Annotated in this window: 20 protein-coding genes and 2 pseudogenes; 12 read left to right on the forward strand and 10 right to left on the reverse strand. The window is 69.9% G+C overall.

Annotation, left to right across the window (positions count from 1 at the left end; all coding sequences use genetic code 11):
* Nucleotides 1-28: 28 nt before the first annotated feature.
* The gene (locus tag ACZ4RZ_RS02430; RefSeq protein WP_467741230.1) at nt 29-3,232 is read left to right on the forward strand and encodes a tetratricopeptide repeat protein; all 3,204 of its coding nucleotides are present in this window, start codon (nt 29-31) and stop codon (nt 3,230-3,232) included.
* A 484-nt stretch (nt 3,233-3,716) separates the two neighbouring features.
* Here ACZ4RZ_RS02430 and ACZ4RZ_RS02435 read toward each other — a convergent pair whose 3' ends face one another.
* Nucleotides 3,717-3,983 (reverse strand): hypothetical protein, encoded by a 267-nt coding sequence (locus ACZ4RZ_RS02435; protein ID WP_467741232.1) that lies wholly within the window; start codon nt 3,981-3,983, stop codon nt 3,717-3,719.
* A 1-nt stretch (nt 3,984) separates the two neighbouring features.
* Nucleotides 3,985-4,845, reverse strand: coding sequence for a mycothiol conjugate amidase Mca (gene mca / locus ACZ4RZ_RS02440; protein ID WP_467741939.1), 861 nt, complete (start codon nt 4,843-4,845; stop codon nt 3,985-3,987).
* A 193-nt stretch (nt 4,846-5,038) separates the two neighbouring features.
* Between mca and ACZ4RZ_RS02445 the strand changes: the two genes are divergently transcribed.
* On the forward strand, nt 5,039-5,440 hold the full coding sequence (locus ACZ4RZ_RS02445; RefSeq protein WP_467741234.1) for a DUF4307 domain-containing protein: 402 nt from the start codon (nt 5,039-5,041) through the stop codon (nt 5,438-5,440).
* A gap of 223 nt (nt 5,441-5,663) precedes the next feature.
* Nucleotides 5,664-6,161, forward strand: a complete 498-nt coding sequence (greA, locus tag ACZ4RZ_RS02450) for a transcription elongation factor GreA (protein WP_467741236.1) — start codon at nt 5,664-5,666, stop codon at nt 6,159-6,161.
* Between the two features lie 64 nt (nt 6,162-6,225).
* Here greA and ACZ4RZ_RS02455 read toward each other — a convergent pair whose 3' ends face one another.
* The 3 genes from ACZ4RZ_RS02455 to ilvA all read right to left on the reverse strand — a co-directional run bounded on the left by ACZ4RZ_RS02455 (nt 6,226) and on the right by ilvA (nt 9,499).
* Nucleotides 6,226-7,083 carry an ABC transporter permease gene (locus tag ACZ4RZ_RS02455; protein WP_467741238.1) on the reverse strand — a complete coding sequence of 286 codons (858 nt, stop codon included), beginning with the start codon at nt 7,081-7,083 and terminating at the stop codon, nt 6,226-6,228.
* Nucleotides 7,080-8,090: an ATP-binding cassette domain-containing protein gene (locus ACZ4RZ_RS02460; protein WP_467741240.1), complete on the reverse strand. Its 1,011-nt coding sequence runs from the start codon at nt 8,088-8,090 to the stop codon at nt 7,080-7,082. The genes ACZ4RZ_RS02455 and ACZ4RZ_RS02460 overlap by 4 nt, the downstream gene beginning before the upstream one ends.
* A 179-nt stretch (nt 8,091-8,269) precedes the next feature.
* On the reverse strand, nt 8,270-9,499 hold the full coding sequence (gene ilvA, locus ACZ4RZ_RS02465; RefSeq protein WP_467741242.1) for a threonine ammonia-lyase: 1,230 nt from the start codon (nt 9,497-9,499) through the stop codon (nt 8,270-8,272).
* Between the two features lie 164 nt (nt 9,500-9,663).
* Between ilvA and ACZ4RZ_RS02470 the strand changes: the two genes are divergently transcribed.
* From ACZ4RZ_RS02470 to ACZ4RZ_RS02480, 3 genes are all read left to right on the forward strand, one after another.
* Entirely contained in the window at nt 9,664-10,170 is a 507-nt protein-coding gene (locus ACZ4RZ_RS02470) for a MarR family winged helix-turn-helix transcriptional regulator (protein ID WP_467741243.1), read from the forward strand.
* Between the two features lie 218 nt (nt 10,171-10,388).
* The gene (locus ACZ4RZ_RS02475; RefSeq protein ID WP_399089131.1) at nt 10,389-10,886 is read left to right on the forward strand and encodes a sigma factor-like helix-turn-helix DNA-binding protein; all 498 of its coding nucleotides are present in this window, start codon (nt 10,389-10,391) and stop codon (nt 10,884-10,886) included.
* On the forward strand, nt 10,883-11,131 hold the full coding sequence (locus ACZ4RZ_RS02480) for a hypothetical protein (protein ID WP_467741245.1): 249 nt from the start codon (nt 10,883-10,885) through the stop codon (nt 11,129-11,131). The genes ACZ4RZ_RS02475 and ACZ4RZ_RS02480 overlap by 4 nt, the downstream gene beginning before the upstream one ends.
* Before the next feature lie 6 nt (nt 11,132-11,137).
* On the opposite strand, the gene ACZ4RZ_RS02485 is transcribed toward ACZ4RZ_RS02480, so the two are convergent.
* Nucleotides 11,138-12,292 carry a cystathionine gamma-synthase gene (locus ACZ4RZ_RS02485; protein WP_399089137.1) on the reverse strand — a complete coding sequence of 385 codons (1,155 nt, stop codon included), beginning with the start codon at nt 12,290-12,292 and terminating at the stop codon, nt 11,138-11,140.
* Between the two features lie 312 nt (nt 12,293-12,604).
* Here ACZ4RZ_RS02485 and ACZ4RZ_RS02490 point away from each other — a divergent pair, with 312 nt between their 5' ends.
* Together ACZ4RZ_RS02490 and ACZ4RZ_RS02495 are read left to right on the forward strand one after the other, a co-directional pair.
* Entirely contained in the window at nt 12,605-13,723 is a 1,119-nt protein-coding gene (locus tag ACZ4RZ_RS02490; protein WP_467741248.1) for a hypothetical protein, read from the forward strand.
* 100 nt (nt 13,724-13,823) lie between these two features.
* A pseudogene (locus tag ACZ4RZ_RS02495) lies at nt 13,824-13,892 on the forward strand (peptide-methionine (S)-S-oxide reductase MsrA); the annotation flags it as partial.
* Between the two features lie 267 nt (nt 13,893-14,159).
* On the opposite strand, the gene msrA reads toward ACZ4RZ_RS02495, so the two are convergent.
* Nucleotides 14,160-14,672: a peptide-methionine (S)-S-oxide reductase MsrA gene (gene msrA / locus ACZ4RZ_RS02500; protein WP_329570841.1), complete on the reverse strand. Its 513-nt coding sequence runs from the start codon at nt 14,670-14,672 to the stop codon at nt 14,160-14,162.
* Nucleotides 14,673-14,986: 314 nt separating this feature from the next.
* Between msrA and ACZ4RZ_RS02505 the strand changes: the two are divergent.
* A pseudogene (locus ACZ4RZ_RS02505) lies at nt 14,987-15,084 on the forward strand (peptide-methionine (S)-S-oxide reductase MsrA); the annotation flags it as partial.
* A gap of 99 nt (nt 15,085-15,183) precedes the next feature.
* Here the strand turns inward: ACZ4RZ_RS02505 and ACZ4RZ_RS02510 are convergent.
* Complete coding sequence (locus ACZ4RZ_RS02510) at nt 15,184-16,920, reverse strand: S8 family serine peptidase (protein WP_467741250.1); 1,737 nt, start codon at nt 16,918-16,920, stop codon at nt 15,184-15,186.
* Between the two features lie 128 nt (nt 16,921-17,048).
* On the opposite strand from ACZ4RZ_RS02510, the gene ACZ4RZ_RS02515 reads away from it, so the two are divergent.
* Together ACZ4RZ_RS02515 and ACZ4RZ_RS02520 are read left to right on the forward strand one after the other, a co-directional pair.
* Entirely contained in the window at nt 17,049-17,612 is a 564-nt protein-coding gene (locus ACZ4RZ_RS02515) for a hypothetical protein (protein WP_467741252.1), read from the forward strand.
* 763 nt (nt 17,613-18,375) lie between these two features.
* Entirely contained in the window at nt 18,376-19,341 is a 966-nt protein-coding gene (locus tag ACZ4RZ_RS02520) for a DUF3885 domain-containing protein (RefSeq protein ID WP_467741254.1), read from the forward strand.
* 12 nt (nt 19,342-19,353) lie between these two features.
* Here the strand turns inward: ACZ4RZ_RS02520 and ACZ4RZ_RS02525 are convergent, their stop codons facing one another.
* Together ACZ4RZ_RS02525 and ACZ4RZ_RS02530 are read right to left on the reverse strand one after the other, a co-directional pair.
* Nucleotides 19,354-19,740 (reverse strand): VOC family protein, encoded by a 387-nt coding sequence (locus tag ACZ4RZ_RS02525; RefSeq protein ID WP_467741256.1) that lies wholly within the window; start codon nt 19,738-19,740, stop codon nt 19,354-19,356.
* A 282-nt stretch (nt 19,741-20,022) separates the two neighbouring features.
* The gene (locus tag ACZ4RZ_RS02530) at nt 20,023-21,063 is read right to left on the reverse strand and encodes an NAD(P)-dependent alcohol dehydrogenase (protein ID WP_467741258.1); all 1,041 of its coding nucleotides are present in this window, start codon (nt 21,061-21,063) and stop codon (nt 20,023-20,025) included.
* Nucleotides 21,064-21,238: 175 nt separating this feature from the next.
* On the opposite strand from ACZ4RZ_RS02530, the gene ACZ4RZ_RS02535 reads away from it, so the two are divergent.
* The gene (locus tag ACZ4RZ_RS02535; protein ID WP_467741259.1) at nt 21,239-22,153 is read left to right on the forward strand and encodes a helix-turn-helix transcriptional regulator; all 915 of its coding nucleotides are present in this window, start codon (nt 21,239-21,241) and stop codon (nt 22,151-22,153) included.
* The last annotated feature ends 36 nt before the right edge of the window (nt 22,154-22,189 follow it).

Raw genomic sequence — 22,189 nt, forward strand, 5'->3', positions numbered from 1 at the left:
AGGAGTTGCTGCCGGAGGGGGACGTGACATGCGGGACAGCCATCGGGCGGAAGCCGAGCGGCTGTTGGCCCGGGCGGTCGAGGAAGAGGTCCGGCGCACGGGTGGGCGCGTTGACGGGGGTGTGCTGCTGTCCCGGGCGCGGGGCGCGCTCGACGCGATGGGGCAGACGGCTGCCGAGGAATACGAGGCGTATACGCGGGCCCTCGACGACGCGGAGGCGGGACGGCTGACGTTCGGGCAGCGCTATGCGCGGGAGGGCGGCGGAACTCCCCTACTGGTGGCGGCCGTTGCTGCAGTCGCCGCAGTCGTCGCGGACCTGGCGCTGGGCACGGGCGCGGGGACGGCGATCGGCGCGGGTGCCACGGTGGGGGTGGTGGGCGCGGCGGCCACCGTGCTCAAGGTGACGGCCTCTCATCTGCCGGCCGCGAGCCGCCGGGCCGGGGCCATCGGGCAGCCCGGCGGCCCCGAGCAGCTGCGCCTGCAGTGGCTCACGGCCCTGGACGTACGGGGCATCCGACCGTTCCTCGACCAACAGCGGGTACTCAGCGCCTCCACGGGCGCGAAACAGGGTGCGCCCCAGTTGCGCCGCACCGACAAGAGCGCGGCGGCGCGGCGGCGCAGTGTGCTGGAGCAGTCGTTCGGTCAACTGCCGGAGCCGGCCGGGCCGTTCGCGGGACGCCGCGCCGAGCTGTCACGGGTCGCGCAGTGGGTGCACGCGGCGCGCGCGAGCACCGAGACGAAACCGACGGTCGTCGTGCTGTACGGCGCGCCCGGCTCCGGCCGCAGCAGCCTCGCGATCCGGGCGGCGCACGACCTCAAGGACCAGTTCCGCGGTGCCTGCGTGGTGGACCTGCGCGGCGACAGCCCGGACGACCCTCCGCTGACCACACGCGACGCGCTGCTCCACCTCCTGAACCGGCTCGGCGCACCGCGTGAGCAGCTCCTCTTCCGCGAGCGTTCCTCACCGGACCAGCAGGTCAGGCGGCTGAGCGAGCTGTACCACCAGCACCTGACGGGCCTGCCGGTGACGATCGTCCTGGACGACGCAAGCGACGCCGAGCAGGTGCGCACCCTGGTCCCCGAGCGCTCGGAGAGCCTGGTCCTGGTCACCGCCCGTAAACCGCTCGACCTGCCCGCCGACCTCCCCGCCTGGGTGCACCAACTCCCCGTCGAGGCGCTGGACGCGGCAGGCGCCGAGGAGCTGTTGAACGCGGCGGCGCAGGACAAGTCCAGCCCCTACGACGCCGAATCCACCGACCACGTAAGGGAGTTGTGCGGCGGCCTGCCCCTGGCCCTGCGCATAGCCGGCTCCTCCCTCGGCCCCCGCACCCCGCGCCAACTGGCCACGGACCTCACGGCGTACGGCCCCGTGGAACCGGTCGAGCGGGTGCTGTGGCTGCGCTACACCGACCAGTCGGACATGGCGCGCCGGCTCCTGCGCCGCCTGGCCCTGGCCGGCCGCGCCTCGCTGGGCGCGGCCGCGGCGGCTTCCCTGCTGGCCACCGACGAGCCGGAGGCCACCCGCCACCTGACCGCGCTCTCCCAGGCGGGTCTGATCGACCACGTCCGCGGCAGCCGCTACCGCCTGCACGACCTCGTGCGGGCCTTCGCGGGAGCCCGCCTCCTGGACGAGGAGGAACCCTCCGAGCGCACGGCCGCGCAGGAGCGCCTGATCGTGAACTACGCGGAGCTCGCCGACACGGTGATCCGCCTGGTCGACGGCAAGACGTCCACGCGCGCCGGTCAGTTCGGGCCGCACGGCTTCACCTCCCTCGACGCGGCCCTGCGCTGGCTGGACGACGAGTCGAGCTTCATCACGGCGGCACTGCGGCACGCGGAGGGCGTGAACCAAGCCGCGGTACTCAACCTCCTGGGCGCCCTGTGCGACTACTGCCTCCTGCGCGGCGACCTCTACCGCCTGGGTGAGATCAGCGAGTTGACGCAGGCGGTCGACCAGGGCCTGCTCGTCCGCTCGGTCCAGTGGCGCACCGGCATCGCGGCCCGCCAGCTGGGCGAACTCGACAAGGCGCGCACGACCCTGGCCTCGGTCGTGGACCTCTACTTCGAGGCCCACCACGACGCGGGCGCCGCCAGGGCGCTCTGCTCCCTCGGCATCACCCTGCACCACCAGGGAAACCTCACCGAGGCGGCGGCCAAGCTCCAGGAGGCCATGGACCTCCAGGCCTCCCCCGACCTCGCGGCCGACCGCGCCTGGACGATGCACGCGCTCGCGGCGGTGGAACGTGACAGGGCCCGGCTCGCCCGGGCCCTGGACCTGCTGACCCAGGCCCTGGTCCTGCACCGCGAGGGCGAGTCCGTGCACGGCGAGGCGTGGGCCCACTTCCAGCTCGGCCAGCTCGGTCTGCGGATGGGCGACGTACCGCGCGCGGAGCGCGAACTGCGCGAGGCCCTCGACCTGTACGGCCGCACCCGCGACACCCGCGGCGAGGCCTGGGCCCTCACCCAGCTGGCCCGCGCCCGCCTCCTCGACGGCGACCCGTCCTCCGCGGTCGCCGGCCTGCGCCAGGCGGCCTCCCGCCACCGCGAGAACGAGGACGCGCGCGGCGAGGCGTGGACGATCTACTACCTGGGCCAGGCCCTGGAGGAGACCGGCAATCTGGACCAGGCGGTCCGCGAACTGGAGCGCTCCCGCACGATGTTCTCCCGCATGCGCGACGTGTACGGCCTCGCCTGCGCCCGCCACCACTCGGCCCGCGTCACCCGAGACCAACGGGCCGCCCAGACAGGTTCGTTGAGGAACTCGGGCTTCGCCCGCCAGCTCCTGGTCGACGCACGCGCCGACTTCCAGCGCATCGGCGTCGCCCACGGCGAGGCCTGGACCTGTCTGGAACTGGCGGTCGTCGACGCCGGCAACGCCCGTACGCAACAGGCCCTGGCCCTGTGCGAGGAGGCGATCGGCCTCTTCACGTCGTACGGCGACCGCCGGGGCGAGGACTGGGCCAAGTTCCTCAGGTGCACCCTGCTCCCCTACGCCGCCCCCGGCGGCTACGAGGTGGGCGCCGCGGTGGCCCAGGAGGAACTGACCCAGCTCTCCCGCACCGGACATCCCTCCCGGGACGGAAAGGTGGACGACTACATCGAGGCGTACCAGCTGCTGCTGGAGCGGGGCGTGGACCTGGACGCCGGCTGGCAGGCCTGGCGACTCGGGATGGTGCCGGGGCGGCATGCGCGGGATGTGATGGGGGTGGCGGTCGGCGCCGGGCGGGAGTGAACCCGGGCGGCGCCGCCCACGCGGAGACAAGGCTGCCGCGGATCCCCGCCGGGCATGCGCGGCCCTCGCGGAGGGAGGCGGCCGACAGGGGCGGCGACAGGGGTCTCCCGGGCGCCCCGGTAGGGGTGGGCGCGACACGTGCGAAGGTCCGGACGCGGTGTGTCGCGGCGTCCGGAGGTCCGGACGCGGTGCACCGTCACGTCCAGACGTCCAGACGCGGTGCACCGTCACGTCCAGACGTCCAGACGCGGTGCACCGTCACGTCCAGACCTCCGGACGCGGTGCGCCGCGTAGCCGTATCCGCGCGACGCCCGCAATCACCGCCGCATCGGCTCGACGCGAGCGAGATGCACGTCCGCTGGAACGGCGCGGCGGGCGCGCACTCCGGCCATCCGCGGCCGGAGTCCGCGCACCTGCTGCTGTCCCTGCCCCGCCCCTGGCGGGCCCGCTCCTGTTGAGTGCTGCGCACTCGCAGGGGGCAGGCTCAGCCCTTCGCGGGCGAAGCCTTCCCGCCCTGGGCGGACCCGGCGCCGGTGGCCTTGCCGGTCGGGCCGGAGGCCGCCACGTCCTTCTGCGGGTCCTCCTCGAAGGTGACCTTGCCCATGTGCCGGTTCATGGACTTCATCAGCCCCCACACCGCCAGGGCCATCACCGCGAAGACGATGAAGCCGAGGACGCCGGGGGTGACCTTGTTCTGGTCGACCTCCTTGGCGAGGGGGACGAGCTGTGTCAGTGCCAGGCTTGCGCTCATGTCAGGCATTGTCGCGGATGCCCGCAAAGAGGTCGTCCTCGGGGAGGGAGGTATCGACGAAGGACTTGGCGAGCTCGTACTCCTCGGTCGGCCAGACCTCCTTCTGGATCTCCATGGGGACCTTGAACCAGCCGCCGTCGGGGTCGATCTGTGTGGCGTGCGCGATCAGCGCCTTGTCCCGGATCTCGAAGAAGTCCGCGCACGGAACGTGCGTGGTCAGCGTGCGCTCGGTGCGCTCGAACTCCGACCAGCGCTTCAGCCACTCCCCGTACGGCGACTCCAGGCCGCGGTCGAGGAGGGCATTGTGCAGAGCTTCGGTCCGCGGGCGGTTGAAGCCCTGGTTGTAGTAGAGCTTCTGCGGCTGGAACGCCGGGCCGAACTCGGACTCCGGGTATTTCTCGGTGTCCGCCGCGCCCTCGAACGCCACCATCGAGATCTTGTGGGTCATGATGTGGTCGGGGTGCGGGTAGCCACCGTTCTCGTCGTACGTGGTGATCACCTGCGGGCGGAAGGAGCGGATCTGCTTGACCAGCTCACCGGCCGCCTTGTCGACGTCTTCCAGGGCGAAACAGCCCTCGGGGAGCGGGGGCAGCGGGTCGCCCTCGGGCAGGCCCGAGTCGACGAAGCCGAGCCACTCCTGCTTGATCCCGAGGATCTCGCGGGCCTCGTCCATCTCCTTCTTGCGTACCTCGTGGATGTGCTCCTCGATGTACTTGTCGCCCTGAAGTTTCGGATTGAGGATGGAGCCGCGCTCCCCGCCCGTGCAGGTCACCACCAGCACGTCCACCCCCTCGGACACGTACTTCGCCATGGTGGCCGCGCCCTTGCTCGACTCGTCGTCGGGGTGGGCGTGCACGGCCATCAGTCGCAGCTGGTCAGTCAAGACACAATCCTCGGTCAGTCGGCTGTCGCCTCGTAGGTCGGCTGTCGGCGCCCGGCGTGAAACAGCGCGATGGGCGGCTTCTATAGTGACGGAATCGGGGGGCCAATAATTCCAGAGCCCGGTCTCCGGGCCCCTTCCAGGACATTGGTCCCGGCCGGCCGAGAGGACGATCATGAGTACGGCGAGCACGCAGCTGCCCGAGGGCCGGTACGGCCGCTCCGCGGACGAGCGCGCCGACCGGAAACTCAAGGTCATCGGAGCTGTACTGGGCGTCGCCCTGCTTGCCCTGGTCGGCTGGTTCGGGTTCCAGTATGTCGTCGGCAACAAGATCAGCGCCGAAGTGATCACTTTCAAGGCGGCCTCGGACAGCGCCGTCGAGGTGCACCTGGAGGTGCGCAAGGACGCGGACGCCCACGGCTACTGCACCCTGCGCTCGCAGAACGCCGACGGCGCCGAGGTGGGTCGCGCGGACTTCCGTTTCGACGAGGACTCCTCACGCATCGACAAGGTGGTTACCCTGCGTACGACGGCCCGCGGCTCCACGGCGGAGCTGCTCGGCTGTCACGCGGACTGAGCGAACCAGCATGGGCAGGGGCACAGGCGCTGACGCGGGCACCGACACGGGTCGGGATCACTCTCAGCTCCTACCCGCTGACCTGCATTGACGTAATTCTGATGCCTTATGTCCTCCCCCTTGAGCCGCTGAATTGTTAGGCTCGTGGTTTCGCCCACCCGTGAAGGAACATTCTTCTGGGTAGGGCGATGCTTTGTATTCCCAGTACCTACGAGGAGCACCTGTGACCCAGACCAGCGAGAACGTCACCTGGCTGACCCAGGAGGCGTACAACCAGCTCAGGGCCGAGCTGGAGTACCTGTCTGGTCCTGCGCGCACGGAGATCGCCGCCAAGATCGCGGCCGCGCGCGAGGAGGGGGACCTGCGCGAGAACGGCGGGTACCACGCGGCCAAGGAGGAGCAGGGCAAGCAGGAGCTCCGTGTGCGCCAGCTGACCCAGCTCCTGGAGAACGCCAAGGTCGGCGAGTCTCCCGCGGCGGACGGTGTGGTCGCGCCGGGCATGGTCGTCACCATCGCCTTCGACGGCGACGAGGACGACACCCTGGACTTCCTGCTGGCCTCGCGCGAGTACGCCAGCTCTGACATCGAGACGTACTCGCCGCAGTCCCCGCTGGGCTCCGGTGTGAACGGCAAGAAGGTCGGCGAGGACGCCCAGTACGAACTGCCGAACGGCAAGTTCGCCTCGGTGAAGATCCTCAAGGCCGAGCCGTACCAGGGCTGAGCCCAGGACCAGCGACTACGGCGATGCCCCCGGCCGCGTGGCCGGGGGCATCGTCATGCCCGGGTCAGGCCGTGGCGGACCGGTACTTGCGCACCGCCAGCGTCCTGAATATCAGGATGATCAGGATCGAGTAGATCACCGAGGCCAGGATCGAGTGCTGCATGGGCCAGGCGTCGGACTTCGACTGCCCAGGGTTGGCGAAGAGCACCCGACAGGCCTGCACGGTGGCGCTGAAGGGGTTCCAGTCCGCGATGTGCCGCAGCCAAGGCGTCATGTTGCCGGAGTCCACGAACGCGTTCGAGATGAACGTGACCGGGAAGAGCCAGATCAACCCGCCGGAGGTGGCCGCCTCGGGTGTGCGCACGGAGAGGCCGATGAGGGCACCGATCCAGGTGAACGCGTACCCGGCCAGAAGCAGCAGCCCGAAGGCACCCAGCACCTTGCCCGCATTGGTGTCGCCGTACGAGCCGACCCGCCAGCCGACCAGCAGGGCGACCACCGCGAGGACCAGCAGGGTCAGGGCGGTCTGCACGAGGTCGGCGAGCGTGCGCCCGGTCAGTACCGCGCCGCGCGCCATGGGCAGCGAGCGGAAGCGGTCGATCAGGCCCTTGTGCATGTCGTCGGCGATGCCCGCGCCGGCGCCCGCGGTGGCGAAGGTGACGGTCTGCGCGAAGATGCCCGCCATCAGGAAGTTGCGGTAGTCGACGGGGCTGGTGCTGCCACCGATCATCATGGAGCCGCCGAAGACATAGCTGAACAGCACCACGAACATGATCGGCTGGATCAGTCCGAAGATCACCATCTCCGGAATCCGGGACATCCTGATCAGATTGCGCTTGGCAACGACCAGCGAGTCGCGGACGGACTGGCCGATCGGGTTCGAGGGCGCCGCGACCTGCACGGCATCGGTCACGGCACTCACTTGCCGACCTCCTTCTTGCGCTTACGGCCCTTGGTGTCGTCCGCCACTCCGTTGCCCTCTTCCCGCTCCTCGGCCACATGGCCGGTGAGCGAGAGGAAGACGTCGTCCAGGGTGGGGCGGCGCAGGCCGATGTCGTCGATCTCGATGCCACGGGTGTCCAGCTCGCGGATGACCTCCGCGAGCAGCTTCGCGCCGCCGGTGACGGGCACGGTGAGCTTGCGGGTGTGCTCCTCGACCGTGGTCTCGCCCTTGCCGAAGCCGCGCAGCACCTCGGAAGCGGTCGCTATGTGCTCGCGCTCGTGCACGACGACCTCGACGCGCTCGCCGCCGGTCTGCGCCTTGAGCTGGTCGGCGGTGCCGCGGGCGATGACACGGCCGTGGTCGACCACGCAGATGTCGTGCGCGAGGTGGTCGGCCTCTTCCAGGTACTGGGTGGTCAGCAGCAGTGTCGTGCCACCGGAGACCAGCTCCTTGATGACATCCCACAGCTGCTGGCGGTTGCGCGGGTCCAGGCCGGTCGTCGGCTCGTCCATGAACATCACCGGAGGTGACACGACCAGGGCGGCCGCCAGGTCGAGCCGGCGGCGCATACCGCCCGAGTACGTCTTCGCGGTACGGTCCGCGGCGTCCGCGAGGTTGAACTGCTCCAGCAGCTCGTCCGCCCGTACCTTGGCGGCCTTGGCCTTCATCTGGTAGAGCTGGCCGACCATCTGCAGGTTCTCGCGGCCGGTCAGGTACTCGTCGACCGCGGCGAACTGTCCGGAGAGGCCGACCCTGCGCCGTACCGCGTCGGGGTGTTTGAGTACGTCGACGCCTGCGACGACGGCCTTGCCGCTGTCAGGGCGGAGCAGGGTCGTCAGACAGCGGACCGCGGTCGTCTTTCCCGCGCCGTTCGGCCCGAGCAGGCCCAGCACGGTGCCCTCCGGGACATCGAGATCGACGCCGTCCAGAGCCTTTACGTCACCGAAGGTCTTGACCAGGCCTTCGGCATAGATGGCGCCTGGCATGTGAGTTCTCCACGTCGTTGGGGATTTTCGCGAAAAGTGTGACTTTTACTGTTTCGCACCGCCCGGTGGGCGAACGCATCGTCCGCCCGGCAGTTCCATGGCCGGGGAGACACACCGTAACGCGATGTATCGCGTTGCTCAACAGATTTTTCCAACAGGGGACGAGGGCGCTCGTGACCTCAGTCGATGACCGTGTAACCCGCCTCGCGCAGCGCCCGGTTCACCTCGGCGCAGTGCTCGGGGCCCTTCGTCTCCAGGTGCAGCTCGACCTCCACCTCCGTGAGCCCGAGCCGTGGATCGGTCCGTACGTGACTCACATCGAGGACGTTAGCGTCTGCCACTGACAACACCCCGAGAAGTGTGGCCAGGGCTCCGGGACGATCGGTCAACCGCAGCGTGACCGCCAAGTAACGGCCGCCCGCCGCCATGCCGTGACGCAGGATGCGCTGCATCAGCAGCGGGTCCACGTTTCCGCCCGACAGCAGGGCCACGACCGGGCCCTCGAAGGCTCCGGGCTCGCGCAGCAGCGCCGCGACGGGGCTCGCGCCGGCCGGCTCGACGACCAGCTTGGCGCGCTCCAGGCAGAGCAACAGAGCGCTGGAGAGATTGTTCTCGGACACCGTGCGGACCTCGTCGACCAGTTCCTCGACAAGGCGGAACGGCACGTCGCCCGGCCGTCCGACCTTGATGCCGTCTGCCATCGTCGCCGGGTTCTCGATCGACACCGGGCGCCCGGCCGCCAGCGAGGGCGGGTACGCCGCGGCGCCCTCCGCCTGCACACCGACGATCCGTACGTCCGGACGGATCGACTTCACCGCGAGGGCGACGCCCGCGGCCAGCCCGCCGCCGCCGATCCCGACGACGATCGTGCGCACCTCGGGGCACTGCTCCAGGATCTCCAGGCCGACCGTGCCCTGGCCCGCGATGATGTCGGGGTGGTCGAAGGGGTGGATGAACACGGCGCCCGTCTCGGCCGCGTACTCCTGCGCGGCGGCCAGCGTCTCGTCCACCACCTGCCCGTGCAGCCTCACCTCGGCGCCATAGTCGCGCGTGGCCGCGACCTTCGGCAGCGGGGCGCCGGTCGGCATGAAGACCGTGGAACGCACGCCGAGCAGCGTGGAGGCCAGGGCGACGCCCTGGGCGTGGTTGCCCGCGCTGGCGGCGACGACACCCGCCGCGCGCTCCTCCGGAAGCAGCCCCGCGATCCGCACATACGCACCGCGCAGCTTGAACGAACCCGTGCGCTGGAGGTTCTCGCACTTGAAGTGGACCGGCGCGCCCACCAGCTGGGACAAGTACCTGCTGCCCTCCATCGCGGTCACGCGTGCCACCCCCGTGAGCATCTTCTGCGCGCCACGTACGTCGTCGAGAGTCACGCTGTGCAAGGAGTCAGCCGTGCTGTAGCTCATGACCACCAGTCTCGCAGTTCACGCGGGCGCACTCCGGCCGTGACCACGCTCCGAGACTGGTTTGCGCAGCGCCGGTACGGCCCGCGCCCCGGCCGCGTACCCTGTCCCCCAACCCAGCTCCCCACGCATGAATTGAGCCCCCGGCCATGCCCACAACACCTGAAATGTCGATGGACATGACGACCGTCGGTGACACCGGTCTTCTCGACACGCTGCAGCACGAGGTCGCGGTCTTCGCGCGCCGTGCCGAACAGACCCGGCTCGGCGGGGTGGGGCAGGTGCGCAACTCCATGGACCGTGCCGCGTACCTGCTGCTCAACCGCCTCGACAAGGAAGGCCCCATGGGCGTCAAGGCGCTCGCCGCGAGCATGGGCATCGACTCCTCGACGGTCACCCGGCAGGTGGCGCCGCTGGTCGACACCGGGCTCGTCAAGCGCACCTCGCACCCCGAGGACGGGCGTGCGGTGGTGCTCCAGCTGTCGCCGCGCGGGCAGTCCCGCCTCGACGAAGTGCGCTCCTCCAGGCGTCAGTTGATGGCTGAGCTGACACACGACTGGGCGCCGGAGGAGCGCGAGGCGTTCTGCACGCTCCTCACGCGCTTCAACAGCGCGCTCTCCGCCCGCCAGGCGGCACAGGGCCTGCCCGGCGCGGAGTCGCAGCCGGCCTCCTGAACGACCCGGGGCGCTTCACCGCGTCCCCGGTCGGTACCCGCGCGTAGGCCGTTTCGGGGTCTCCCCGCTCTGCACGCGCGCGTGCATGTGCGTCGGACTCTTGACCGGAAGGCGGCGCCTGGCCTCATATGAGACCGGGTCCTTGTCGTACGCGGTGCGGCCTGTCGTACGCGGCCGGGGCCCCGTTTCCCTCAGGGTCACCCTCAGCCGGAGGCGTGGTGCGAGAACGGCATGCGTCCCAAGGCGCCCGCCGAGCCCGGGAGTTCGAGGCGTTCGTCGCGGGCGCGGCAGGGCGGCTGCTGCATGCCGCCACGCTGCTGACGGCGGAGCCCCGGGACGCCAACCCGCGCGCCCGGCGCCTGCTGACGCTGGCCCTCGCCCACACGTACGCCTCCTGGGACCGGCTGCGCGGCGAGGACCCGTACGACCGTGCCCGCCAGCAGCTGGCCGTGCGCTTCGCGCGCTCGGCCTGGCACCAGTACGGGAGCTTCGGGCGGCCGCGCCCCTCTGCCGACAACGTGCTGGCCCGGCTCACGCCCCAGGAGCGGCTGATTCTGGTCCTCAGGCTGTACGAGGGGGTCGCCGAGGAACAGACGGCAGCCCTGCTCGGGCTCCCCACGGAACGCGTGCACACGATCTGTGCCCGTGCGATGGCGACTCTGCTGCATCCGCCGCGGGGCCCGGCGCCGACCAGGGTGGAGGTGGCGCCGTCGTGAACCTGCCCGAGCGTGAGGCGGCCGTACGGCGGATGCTGGAGCAGGCGCCGCCCCCGGTGCCGCCCGACCTGTACGCGGACGTCGTACGCCGTGGCGGGCGCATGCTGCGCCGCAGGACGGCGGCCCGGCGCCTGATGTGGCTGGTGCTGTTCGCGGCGGCCGTCGCCTTCATCGTCTGGGCGAGCATGGCCCGCCCGTGGGTGGAGCCGCCGTCGGAGACGACTCCACCGCTGACGGGCTGGTGACCCGGCTTAACCGAGGGCCTGCTGGAGGTCCTGGAGCAGGTCGTCGACGTTCTCGATGCCCACGGAGAGGCGTACGAGATCGGCGGGGACCTCGAGCGCCGAACCGGCCGCCGAGGCATGCGTCATGCGGCCCGGGTGCTCGATCAGGGACTCGACGCCGCCCAGGGACTCGCCGAGCGTGAACACCTTGGCGCGGTTGCAGACCTCGACGGCCGCCTCCTCGCCGCCCTCGACCTGGAAGGAGACCATGCCGCCGAACGCCCTCATCTGCTTGGCGGCGATCTCGTGACCGGGGTGCTCCGGGAGGCCCGGGTACAGCACACGCGTCACGCGCGCGTGACGCGTGAGCATCTCGGCGACCTTGCCGGCGTTCTCGCTGTGCCGGTCCATGCGCACCGAGAGCGTCTTGGTGCCGCGCAGCACCAGCCAGGAGTCGAAGGGCCCGGCGACCGCGCCCATCGCGTTCTGGTGGTACGCCAGCTCCTCGCCGAGCTCCTGGTCGCTGACGATCAGTGCGCCGCCCACGACGTCCGAGTGGCCGCCCATGTACTTGGTCAGGGAGTGCACGACGACGTCCGCGCCGAGCGCGAGCGGCTGCTGGAGGTAGGGGGTCGCGAAGGTGTTGTCGACGACGAGCTTGGCGCCCGCCTCGCGCGCGATCTGCGCGACCGCGGCGATGTCGGTGATGCCGAGGAGGGGGTTGGAGGGCGTCTCGACCCAGACGGCCTTGGTCTTCGGGGTGAGGGCGGCTCGTACCGAGTCGGGGTCGCTGGTGTCGGCCACGGACCATTCCACGCCCCACCGGGAGACGACCTTCGCGAAGAGGCGGAACGTACCGCCGTACGCGTCATTCGGGATGACCACGTGGTCGCCGGGGCTGAGCAGCGTACGCAACAGGCAGTCCTCGGCCGCCAGTCCGGACGCGAACGCGAGGCCGCGGCGGCCGCCTTCGAGGGCGGCGAGGTTCTCTTCCAGGGCGGTCCTGGTGGGGTTGGCGCTGCGGCTGTACTCGTAACCGCCGCGCAGCCCGCCGACGCCGTCCTGTTTGTAGGTCGAGACCTGGTAGATCGGCGGGACGACCGCGCCGGTGAGGGGATCGGCGGTGTTGCCCGCGTGGATCGCGAGGGTCTCGAAGTGCTGACTGATGTGCCTGTCGCTCATGGGCCCGAGCGTAGTGCGCCCGCGGGGCCGATGACGGCGTATGTCCTCCGGAGCGGGCCGGACCGACCGCGTTGGGGCCGCCCAAGGGGTTCCTGACCGGCCGGGTCGGGGCCGCCGGGCAGGATCCGGACCCATCTCTTTGGGGCCGCCGCGCAGGATCCGGACCGACCTCTTTGGAGCCGCCGCGCAGGATCCGGACCGACCTCTTTGGAACCGCCGCGCAGGATCCGGACCGACCCGGTCGGGGCCGCCGCGAAAGGTCCGTCGGGACCAGGTTGGCCAATTGTCGGACCAGTCTGGTTCGCTTGAGGCATGGAGATTCTCTGGGTCCTGATGGCGCTGGCCATGTTCAGCCTGGTCCTGCTGCCGGTATTCAGGCGCAGGCGCGCCGGTATTCAGCTGGTGTCGCCCGGCGACCCGGACGCGGCGGACCCGGCGAACTACGGGTTCCTGCGCCAGGAGGAGCTGGACATCCGCATGCCCGGCCCGGACCAGGACCTGCTGGACGTGCTGGACCTGGTGCAGCGCACGCAGGACTACCGCTCCGCCTCGCAGCTGCTCGCGGGCACCGAGGTGGACGGCGAGCGACGCTGGCAGCGGGTGCAGGCCTTCGCGGGTGCCGCGTCGCTGGAGCTGCAGCAGCGCCCCGGCGGGGTCAGCGAGATGCCCGGCGGACAGTGGCTGCGGGTGTGGCGTGCCGAGCAGCCCAAGGACGCGGGCGGCGCGGCGGTGCACGCGGAGTTCCTGGTGCAGCAGGCATGGCGTACGTCGACGCCGGGGACGGACGAGTTCCGGATCATCATGGAGGAGGCGAAGGCGGCCTGCGACGAGGCGGCTCTCCTCTCCCCCGGTGACCCGATCCCGTACATCATCGAGCTGTCGGTGGCCCGCGGCCTCGGATACCCCCAGCCGGAGTTCGAGAAGCTCTGGCTGAAGATCCTGGACCGCGCGCCGTCCCACATGGGAGCGCACCTGGCGGCCCTGCACTACTGGTGCGAGAAGTGGCACGGCTCGCGCGAGGTGGCGTACTCGTTCGCGGAGGCCGCGGCCGCGCGTGCCCCGCAGGGGTCGCTGCTCGCGGCCATGCCGCTCTTCGCGGTCTTCGAGCACCTCCCCGAGGTGAATCTGGTCCGCAGCTTCTACCAGAGCGAGGTGGTGACCAAGGCGGTCCACGGCGCGCTCTTCGCGGTGCACGCGGCCCGCGCCGACGACCCGATGCTGGCCCACGTACGCCACCTGCTCGTTCTCTTCCTGGTCCGCAGCGAGCGCTGGGCCGAGGCGATGGACCAGTTGGTGCACGTGGACGGCCACGTCGGCGCGCTCCCCTGGACGCTGACCCGCGACCCGGCGGCGGACTACGCGATATACCGCGCGCTGGCGGTGGCGGGCTACGAGGCGAACGGGGGAAGCCCGGCGACGCTGCCGCACTGAGGCGACCGACGGCCGCCGCACCGAGGCGCCGGAATGGCGAAGGCGGTTCACGCCTTGAGCTACACGTCCCCCTCGGAATCCGTAACCCGGTGGAGAGCGCATGTTCCTGCACAGCCGTACACCGCAGCTCCCGACCCCTGAGCAGGCCCTGCGCGGCCGCCCGGAGCCGACCGGTGTTTCCTGCCCGATCGGCGTGGCTCCGGCCGAGGGGTGAGTCCCGCCGTAGCTCCTGATCTCCTGGCGGCTCTGTGGAGGGAACGGCGTCCGTCGGACCCTCCCGTCGCCCACCGGCCCCTGTTCTGCCCTTCCCCGACTGTGTCCCGCCGTCGGCACTCTTCATGCACAGCGGGGCACCGCCGGCCCCGCAAGAGCAAACACGGCCCGGCTGCGGAGCTTCGGCCAGTCAGCCTCCGCCTTCCGCCGGGCCACCTCGCGGTCAGCCCTCCGCGCGGGCGGGCAGCCGCCATCCCGGGCGCGGAAAGTGGCAGGTGTAGCCGTCCGGGTAACGCTGCAGGTAGTCCTGATGCTCGGGCTCTGCCTCCCAGAAGGGGCCGACCGGCTCTACCTCGGTGACGACTTTGCCCGGCCACAGTCCGGAGGCGTCCACATCCGCGATCGTGTCCTCGGCGATCCGCTTCTGCTCGTCATCCACGTAGTAGATCGCCGAGCGGTAGCTGAGGCCGATGTCGTTGCCCTGGCGGTTCTTGGTGCTCGGGTCGTGGATCTGGAAGAAGAACTCCAGGATCGCGCGGAAGTCGGTCCTCTCGGGGTCGAAAAGGATCTCAATGGCCTCCGCGTGGGTGCCGTGGTTACGGTACGTCGCGTTCGGCACGTCACCCCCGGTGTATCCGACCCGGGTCGCCGTCACGCCGGGGAGTCGGCGGATCAGGTCCTCCATCCCCCAGAAGCATCCGCCCGCCAGCACGGCCCTCTGCGTCTGCGCAGCCATTGTGGCCCTCCAATATCTGTCAGCTCGATCACTCGGGCTACTCGGCTCGCACACCACCGGCATCCCCTGCCCACTCCCTCAACGCGCGAGGGTTCCAGGCGATTCCGTACCCGTCCAACCGGCCCTGCGGCCGCCGGCCACCGCGAGGAGCGCACCGACCTGTTGCCCACCCCACGCCGGTGGCCTCCCTTCACGGATACGCGGTCAGAACCCGCTGGTTGGCCGATGAGCGCGATAGATGGCCAGCGTGGTGCTCAGGTCCGTGGCGCTGCCGGATACCACTCCCTTGGCCCTGATGCCCTGGCGTAGGCAGGCGCCAGCAGTACCTGGACAAGATCCGGCGGGGTACTGCGGGATCGGGGGGACGGGCGTCTCCTGCCCGATCGGTGTGGCGAAGTCCACCGAAGCGTGAGCGACCTGCTCCCGGGAGATCAGGCGCCGCGGCAAACCGAACGGCACCCGTCCCTCGTCGGGGCGGGTGCCGTTCTGTGGGGTTTGCGAAAGGGGTGGCCTAACCGATCATGGACAGGGCGAAGGGCGACAAGGCCGGAGCGAGCTGCACTCCGGGGGTGAGACCGAGGGCGACGAGAGCGTCGGGCAAGCCGCGTCCGACGTGGGCCGCCTCCACTGTGCCCGGGGCGGCCAGCTGGCGGCAGCTGGCGGCGATGATCTCGAACAAGTGCTGCACCCGGCCAGGTCCGCGGGGCTGCAGCTGGCCGTGGAAATCCTCGTGGTGAGCGAGAACCAGGGCGGCAAGGCCCGCGACGTGCGCCGAGGCCGTGCCGGTACCGTCGAGGGCCGCGTATCCGCCCTGCGGGGCGCACGACAGGACCGCCACGCCGGGGGCGGCCGCGTCGATACCGGGGCCGTAGCAGCTGAACGGCGCGGCGAACAGCCCTTCCGGTGTCAACTGTGGCCCTGAATGGGTGGCTTGGGAGGTCTCCTGCGGGTACGACCCGAAGACTCCCAGCGCGCCCACGGTGAACACGGTGGGCAGCGAGCCCGGGAACGCGACCGGCCCGCCGGTGTCGCCCGCCGGGGCGACGCAGGCAATGCCCGACGCGTTGGCGTCGGCGAGTTTGCGTGAGACCAGCGCCGACGGGTACGGAGTTGCCACCGCGATGTGGGCGATGTCGACCTCGCGTTCAATGCAGTGGTCCAGGGCGGCGATGAGGTCGCTGAAATGCCCGTCGGGCATCACCTGACAGGCCTCGATCTCGGCGTCGACCGCGATTCCGATGACGCCCGTGCCGGTGTCCGCCCCGGCGATGATCCCCGCAGCGTGTGTACCGCTGCCCATCATGTCGTGCGCCCAGCCCTCGTCCGTGCCCCGAACGAGATCGGCCCCGGAGCGCACCCGCTGCTTCAGATCGGGGTGCTCGGCACTGACACCCGAACCGATGACCGCGATCGTGACGCCGAAGGCACGGAACGTGGGGGGCAGCCTGTCCAGCCGCATGGCCTGCTGGCCCCACCCGTACCCCTGCCGCTGCTCCAGCTCGGGATACACCTTGGTCAACGGGGTGAGGGTAACGACGTTTTCCCGGTCCGCCGACAGTTCGGGGTGATGGATCCAGCGGTCCGTGTAACCACCCTTGGCCCGAACGTAGAGGGACTGAACGGACTCTTCGGTTTCCGTCGCCAGCGTGATGGTGACCGTCCCGTCGGCCCCGGTGACGCCCTGGCCCGGCCATGTCGACCCGATCAGAAACACCCCCGCACCGGCCAGCGGTTCGCCGTCCGGGCCGCAGACACGCAACGAGATGTCCACAGGTTGCTCCAGCGACATGACCAGCCCCGGATCCCGGAGCGGCAGAGTCCCTGCGGTCGGTGTGGCGGCGGGTCCGGTTCCGGACAGCGGCAGGTCCGGCTCAATGTGCACGTGCAGCGACCGCATCGCCGGCACCTGGGCCTCGGCCGCCTCGACGACCGCGATCTCCGGGCAGGAGGGGGGCAGCCCCGTCGACTGGAGCTTCTCCGACGGCCGGAGTCTGCGGGTCACTTTGACCTCGGGCATCCTGTCCAGCCGGTCGCACACGGCGTCCATGCTGAGTTCGGGCACTCCCGGTGGGAGCAGATTCTGCGGCAGTGGAGCCACCATGTACCGCTGCCGGCGCGGCTGCACCGTGAGCGGTGGCTGCACGCCCTTCTTGCGTGGCCCCGTTTCTTTGCCCTCGGGTCCCGGCCCGCCTGCCCCCGCACCCTCGGAGCCGGCCTCGCGGTTGTTTCCAGGCCTTTCCTTGACCATTACGTCCACCTTCACCACGCCTACGTCGTACTTGTGCTCCGGATCCGGCAACGGGCAGTTCGCGCTTCCAAGGTGATGCGGTGTGCCCGGGAACGAGTCCGGGGCACACCGCATCGCGCTCTGCCCAGATGTCAGCCGATACCGAAGGGCTGAGTCGTCTGGCCGAATCCGAAGCCAGGCTGCTGGTACTGGGGGAACTGCTGGCCGTACGACTGCTGGCCGAACCCGCCGCCGCCCCACTGCTGGCCCTGCTGGCCCTGCATGCCATGCTGGCCCTGCATGCCCGGCTGGCCCGGCTGGCCCTGCTGGCCCTGCTGGCCCTGCTGGCCCTGCTGGCTCTGCTGGAGCAGCGCCACGATCGCGGTCGGCAGCGCCTGCTGCACGGACTGCTCCACAGCGCTGCGGACGCCTTGCTGCAGCGTGTGCTGCAGCGCCACAGCCAGGTACGGGTGCGCCTGGTGGGCGATGCCCTGCTGCTGGAGCTGCTGCTGGACCTGCTGGATCTGCTGCAGCGTCTGCTGCATGCGCTGCGCGATCTGCTGGCCCGCCTGCTGACACGCCTGCTGGATCGCCTGCTGGACCACCTGCGCGATCTGCTGTTGCGGGGCACCCGTCTGCTGGCCGAACTGCTGCAGGGGTTGGGTACCGGTCATCACCGACATGAATGCTCCGTTCGATGGATCGCTGACTAGCCGACGTAAATGCACAAGTCGGCCTTATCGGGAAAATCCGACTCTTCGAACCTAAGTTGGCGTCACCGCGACCGCAATCGGATGTCCCCCGGGCGGGACGCGATCGCCATCGGGAGCCAAGGGCGCCGGCGCGGCCCTCCAGTGCGACGCGCAGTTCGGCCTCGGCCTCCTCATCCCGGTCCATGTGCTCGAGGTTCGCCCCGGGTTTTGTGGCGGCTGGTTGTCGGGGTTGTCCGGCCCAGCACCCGCGTGCGGGATCGCCGACGGAAATCGCATGTGGTGTGCCCGCCAGGACAGGGCCCGCGAAACCGTCGCCGAGACCAGGCGACCGTCCGCGGGCTGGAGCTCAATCCGACGGGGATCGCCTCGCCAACCGAGTGAGCGTCATCAGCAGTCGCCCGGTTCGGATGCCGTGGGCAATGGACTCCGACCCGGCGATGCAGCGCCCTGCGCTCGGATTCCCCATGCACGGACGGCCGCCGATGCGGCTGCGTGACGGTCGACCTGGCGGCGACCGTTCAACGGCGCCGCCGGTCCCGGTGCACGGCAGCCCGGCCGCGGACTTGGCACTCCGTACGGGACGGCGTCGGAGTGCGAGCTACGTCGCCCGATGGCACCGCAGTACCAGGTAACGCCGACCAGCCGGGCGGTCATTGAAAGAGGAGGTACAGATTCCCGGACGGACTTCTGGTTGTCGCCGCGTGCTCGAAGCACGAGCGCCGACATCGGCAAGCGGCTCCAGCAGGTATGTAGGCAACGCGGCATGACGGAGCATCAGCCGACAGAGCAGTCCGGTGTCTCCCTCTCGGTGATCCCGAATCTGGAGCAGGGCGAGCGAGCTGACATGCGCCTGGAGACCGCGCGGCAACTGGCGAAGGCGCTGCACGAGATGCCGCCGCCCTGGACCTGGGCGGTATTGCCACTGAGCGTGGCGCAGTTGGCGCGCAGCGTCGCGGAGTTGGCGATACCGCCTCGTCACACCCGCCGGGCAGGCGGCGAGCACCCTCGTTCTTCCGGTGGGACAACGGCATTGCCGTTCTGGAAGGATCAGTGCCCGCCCCTGAGCGACCTGCCCGGTGTGGCCTGCCGGACGGCGAGACGGCATCGAGGAGGAAGCAGGAACATGGCCCGCTTCCAGGCCCAGGACTTCGACCCGGAATCCTTGGGGGCACTGTGGCAAGAACGGTGGCCGTCGGGCCCACCCGTCGCCCACCAGTTCCGTGGTGTGTACGCCGACCGCTGGGTGCGCTTCCACAGTCTTCCCGAGTCGAAGCGCTACGCGGAGTCCGAGGACGAGTACGCGATCGTGCTGGACCGGTACAACACGATCCTCGACGAACTGTTCACCGGCGCGGACATATTCGCGGTGACCATGGACTGGTCGACCTCGCCGACCGGGCCCGCCGGGTACCCGACGCGGGGGATCCTCCATCCCGAAGGCACACGCTGGTGGACCGAGGCGGACGAGGACGACCCCGACCTGGGCTTCCACCTCTACACGCGCCTGTACGCAAGCCGGCACACCTATCAACGCGGCTGCCTCGACCCGCTGTTGCGTGCCGTCGCGGACGAGGAGCTCGCGGAAGTCTTCTTCACCGACACGGAACTCCGGCGCATCCACCACCCGTACGACGGGGGCGCCGACGTCATCCTGGCCACGGCGGGAGAACGTGACCGCCTGCGCGAGCGGCACTCCGAGTGGCTCTCCAGATATCCGGGCGGTCTGTGACCGAGCACGCGATCAGTCGTCGCCGCTTCCATACGGTCGTGTCAGTATCTCCAGGTTGTGGCCGTTCGGGTCGTCGAAGTAGGTGCCGCGGCCGCCGTCGTTGGTGTTGATCTCGTTGACGCGGCGGTGGGCCGGGTCCGCCCAGTAGGTGAGGCCGGCTGCCCGGATGCGGGCGAAGATCTTGTCGAAGTCCTCCTCCGAGACGAGGAAGGCGTAGTGCTGCGGGGTGATCGTCGCGGTCGTGTCCATGTAATCGAGGGTGACGCCGTTGGGGATCGGGACCGGGATGAACGGGCCGTACTGCGGGCTCACTTGGAGGCCCAGGATGTCCGCAAGGAACTGGGCCGAGGTCATCTTGTCGTGGGCGGCGACGATCGTGTGATTCAACTCGACGGACATCGCGAAAACCTCCCGTACGTAGCTGTACGTCGCTGTGCGTCCTCGTGACTCCTTCTCCGTCCTTCCACAGTAGGCATCCCGGCCCCCTGGTCCCAGACCCCTTCGAAAGGAAACTAAGGTAAGCCTTGCCTTAGTCATTGTCGGAGCCCTCGTGCGTACCTCCCGGCGGTCACATACTCGCGCAGACGCCGATCCCCGAGTCGTATGACGGGAACGCCGAGGGCGCCGACCGGCCGTACGACCCGTCGGCGCCCTCTCCGCACAAGGACTAGCGCACAAGAACTAGATCGTGGCGGTGTCGATCACGAAGCGGTAGCGGACGTCGCTTGCCAGTACGCGCTCGTACGCGTCGTTGATCTCGGAGGCGCTGATCAGCTCGATCTCGGCGCCGAAGCCGTGCTCGGCGCAGAAGTCGAGCATCTCCTGGGTTTCCCGGATACCGCCGATGCCGGAGCCCGCGAGGGTCTTGCGGCCGCCGATCACCGAGAAGAGGTTGAGCTTGACGGGCTCCTCGGGCGCGCCCACGTTCACGAAGGCGCCGTCGGTCTTGAGGAGGGACAGATAGGCGTCCAGGTCCAGCGGGGCCGAGACCGTGGACAGGATCAGGTCGAAGGTGCCGCGCAGGTCCTCGAAGGTCTTCGGGTCGCTGGTGGCGTAGTAGTGGTCGGCGCCCAGCTTCAGGCCGTCGTCCTTCTTGCGGAGCGACTGGGAGAGGACCGTGACCTCGGCACCCAGCGCGTGCGCGATCTTGACGCCCATGTGGCCGAGGCCGCCCATGCCGAGGACGGCGACCTTCTTGCCGGGGCCGGCGTTCCAGTGCTTGAGCGGGGAGTACGTGGTGATGCCGGCGCAGAGCAGCGGCGCGGCCTCGTCGAGGGAGATGCCGTCGGGGATGCGGACGGTGAAGTTCTCGTCCACGACGATCTTCTCGGAGTAGCCGCCATAGGTGGGCTCGCCGTCCTTGCCGACGGCGTTGTACGTGCCCACGTTGCCCTTCAGGCAGTACTGCTCCAGGCCCGCCTGGCAGTTCTCGCACTCGCGGCAGGAGTCGACCATGCAGCCGACGCCCACGCGGTCGCCGACCCTGAACCTGGTGACACCTGAGCCGACCTCGGAGACGATGCCGGCGATCTCGTGGCCCGGCACCATCGGGAAGATGGCCTCGCCCCAGCCCTCACGGGCCTGGTGGATGTCGGAGTGGCAGATACCGGCGAACTTGATGTCGATCAGGACGTCGAACTCGCCGACCGCGCGACGCTCGATGGTGGTGCGCTCCAGCGGAGCCTTGGCGGCGGGGGCGGCGTACGCAGCAACAGTGGTCATGCCGGGGGTTCTCCTAAGGAGTGGTCTGTCCTGTGCCCGGCTGCCTTCGGTCGGGCACGCGATCCAGCTTGCCCCGGCTCGCAGCATTCACCCAGGCCACAGTTCTGCGTACGTCCGCTGGTCCTACTACTGGCGGGGTCAGGCTTCTCTGCGTACGACCGTGAATACTGGACGTATGGATGAACATCCCTCTCCCGGTCCCGCGGGCGGAATGGGGCAGCCGCTGGACCGGCGCGCCGAGCTCAGCGAGTTCCTGCGCACCCGCCGGGCCCGGCTGAAGCCGGAGGACGTCGGGCTGCCGGACTTCGGGCGGCACCGCCGGGTGCCCGGGCTGCGCCGTGAGGAGCTGGCACAGCTGGCCGGGGTGTCCGTCGCCTACTACACGCGCCTGGAGCAGGGCAACGGGCGCAACGTGTCGCCCGAGGTGCTCGACGCGATCGCCCGCGCGCTGCGGCTCTCCGACGCCGAGCACGCGCATCTCACCCACCTCGCGAAGCCAAAGCAGCACAAGAAGAAGCAGACGGCTCGGCCGCAGCAGGTGCGGGGAGCCTTGCGACAGCTGCTCGACACGTTGGACGGCGTCCCGGCGTACATCACCGGGCGGCGCTCGGACATCCTCGTCTGGAACCGGATGGCCGCGGCCGTGTTCGGGGACTGGTCGGAGCTCCCGCCGCAGCAGCGGAACTGGGCGCGGATGGTGTTCCTGAAGCCCGAGTACCGCGATCTGTTCGTCGAGTGGGAGCAGAAGGCGATCGACATCGTCTGTCTTCTGCGCATGGACGCGGGCTGTCATCCCGACGATCCGCAGCTCTCGGCGCTGGTCGGCGAGCTCTCCGTGAAGAGTGAGGACTTTCGGCGGCTGTGGGCCACGCACGACGTCAAGGAGAAGACCTACGGCGTGAAGCGGCTGCGGCATCCGCTGGTGGGTGACCTGGCTTTGCAGTTCGAGTCGTTCCGGTTGTCGGACGACAGTGAGCAGGTGCTGATCACGTATCACGCGGAGCCGGGGTCCGCCTCGGCGGAGGCGCTGCGCTTGCTGGCGTCCTGGGGCACGGACGCGACCCGCGCGGGCGCCGCGTCCCCGCCGTAGGTTTTTTCGCCCCCTCCGCCCCTGCCCTCCCCCACG

Source organism: Streptomyces sp. NPDC027189 (assembly GCF_055566975.1).